At 45.1% G+C, this 1,938-nt stretch carries 2 protein-coding genes; both read left to right on the top strand.

What is annotated here, in order from left to right; translation table 11 throughout:
* The first annotated feature begins 98 nt into the window (after window positions 1-98).
* Window positions 99-1,010 carry a carbohydrate ABC transporter permease gene (locus CDG79_RS40295; protein ID WP_094347017.1) on the top strand — a complete coding sequence of 304 codons (912 nt, stop codon included), beginning with the start codon at window positions 99-101 and terminating at the stop codon, window positions 1,008-1,010.
* A gap of 2 nt (window positions 1,011-1,012) precedes the next feature.
* The gene (locus CDG79_RS40290) at window positions 1,013-1,876 is read left to right on the top strand and encodes a carbohydrate ABC transporter permease (RefSeq protein WP_094347016.1); all 864 of its coding nucleotides are present in this window, start codon (window positions 1,013-1,015) and stop codon (window positions 1,874-1,876) included.
* Window positions 1,877-1,938: the final 62 nt, after the last annotated feature.

Here is a 1,938-nt window from a genome sequence, read left to right as displayed (position 1 = left end):
GGGTAATGGGGATTGGGGACTGGGAACATGGGAGAATTACCAATGACAAATGACAAATGACAAATGACAAATGACTAATGACTAATGACTAATGACTAATGACTAATCCACATACACTCCGAAGTCGGGAACAACGGACTGCTTGGATCTTACTAACACCAGCATTATTGCTGTTGTTGTTTGTATTTGCCTACCCGATTTTACGAGCATTCTGGTTAAGTGTATTTACTAGGAATTTGGGAACTGAACTACAACCCGTATTCTCTGGTTTGGACAATTATATGCGGATGGCTGGGGATGGTCGTTTCTGGCAGAGTTTCTCGGCAACGGCTGTGTTCACAACAGCATCCGTGCTTTCAGAACTACTGCTAGGACTCTTGATTGCTCTAGTTCTCAATCAGGCGTTTTTTGGAAGGGGCATAGTGCGGACAATTGCCATTCTACCTTGGGCTTTGCCTACCGCTCTGATTGGTCTGGCATGGTCTTGGATTTTTAACGACCAGTTTGGGGTTGTAAACGATATTCTGCGGCGCTTAGGGCTGATTAAAACTGGAATTAACTGGTTAGGAGATCCAACTCTGGCGATGAGTGCAGCGATCTTTGCTGATGTTTGGAAGACTACACCTTTTATCAGTATTTTGCTTTTGGCTGGTTTGCAGTCGATACCAGCAGACCTCTATGAAGCCTACTCTGTCGATGGGGCAAATCCTTGGCAAAGCTTCCGCAATATTACCTTGCCACTGCTGCTGCCACAAATCTTAATTGCAGTCCTATTTCGATTTGCTCAAGCTTTCGGGATTTTTGACTTGATTGCTGTAATGACCGGGGGTGGCCCTGGTGGTGCAACTGAAGTGGTGTCGCTATACATCTATTCTACGGTGATGCGCTACTTAGATTTTGGTTATGGAGCGGCTTTGGTGGTAGTGACATTTCTAATATTAATTGCTGCGGTGGCGATCGCTAGTTTCTTACTTAATAAATCCCGTGCCAAAACATCAGGAGTTATTTAACCATGAGTTCAACTCCACAACCAATAGCAAAAAACAGGTTTTCTGCTAAAAAAATCTTGCTGTTAATAGCGGTTGCATTGGTAATGTTATTCAGCCTAGCGCCAGCCTTATGGCAATTGCTGACCTCCTTTAAAGTTAACGAAGATATTGCCGCCGTTCCCACTGTTTATTTCCCCACGCGATTAACTTTTAGTCATTACATTGAGTTATTCACCCGTCGTCCATTTTGGCGCTACATCTTCAACAGCGCCTTTGTGTCGATTACTTCTACAGCTTTAGCTTTAGCCATCGGCGCACCTGCTGCTTATGCCCTAGCACGGTTACGCCCTTGGGGTGAACAAGCTATCCTCGCCAGCGTGCTGATGGTGACTTTATTTCCTGGAATTCTGTTGTTCCTCGGACTATTAGAAATTATTCAAGCCCTCAGATTGGGCAACAATTATTTAGCGCTGATTATACCATACACTGCCATCAATTTACCCCTGACAATTCTAGTACTCAGAAGCTTTTTCCAACAATTACCTAAAGACTTAGAAGATTCTGCTAGGGTCGATGGCTACAACACCTTTCAACTACTGTGGCAAATTGTGCTACCTATGACCCTTCCCGCCTTAGTGACTACTGGAATTCTCACCTTTATTTTTGCCTGGAATGAGTTTATCTTCGCTCTGACGTTTATGACCCGTGAAGAGATGAAAACGATTCCCGTTGCTGCTGCTCAATTGGGTGGTGCGACAGTATTTGAAATTCCCTACGGTGCGATCGCGGCTGCTACTGTTGTTGGGACATTACCCCTAGTTTTACTAGTTTTGTTTTTCCAGCGCCGGATTGTCCAAGGTCTGACTGCTGGTGCTGTTAAAGGATAAGGGGACAAGGGGGACAAGGGGGACAAGGAGGACAAGGAGGACAAGGGGACAAGGGGGACAAG

Origin of the sequence: Nostoc sp. 'Peltigera membranacea cyanobiont' 232, assembly GCF_002245985.1 — a bacterium.
GTDB lineage: Bacteria > Cyanobacteriota > Cyanobacteriia > Cyanobacteriales > Nostocaceae > Nostoc.
Note: the sequence above shows the minus strand (reverse complement) of the source record. Positions and strands in the feature narration are given on the sequence as shown.